The following is a 462-nucleotide window of genomic DNA, read 5'->3' as shown; positions in this document are numbered from 1 at the left end:
TTGGAAATCTTCTTTTCTATGTCTTATAAAATCAGACAAACCTTCTTTCACATTAATAACCTGCTAACGTGTATAAATTCTCAATGACTTGGGAGAACTGTAATCCCCTACTATCAATTGCAAACACTTGCTATGAAGCAAATACTTCATTTGCTTGTGGCCGTTTCAAATGGTACCCCATTGCGCCATCAATCCCCAGCTCTTTTAAAGCCTGCCACTCGTCTTCTGACTCGACACCCACAGCAATCACATTAATTCCCTGACCATGTGCAATCTGGATCGCTGATCGCAGGAAGAACTGATTTGATTGACTGCCCTGAACGTTGCGAATAAAGCTATGGTCAACTTTGATGTAGTGAATATCCACTCGCTGTAAATACGAAAATGGCACCGAGCTTACACCAAAGCGCACGACCGATAGACTAAAGCCATGCTCTTTTGCCATATTGCTCAAAACGACCA

General features: G+C 42.2%; 1 protein-coding gene. It reads right to left on the bottom strand.

Annotated elements, in window-relative coordinates; translation table 11 throughout:
- Positions 1–130: 130 nt before the first annotated feature.
- Positions 131–462 (bottom strand): EAL domain-containing protein (locus A3761_RS07300; RefSeq protein ID WP_156491712.1); only part of this gene is annotated, 332 nt, incomplete at its 5' end.

This window comes from Oleiphilus sp. HI0123 (assembly GCF_001635315.1).
This window is presented reverse-complemented; position numbering and strand designations above follow the sequence as displayed.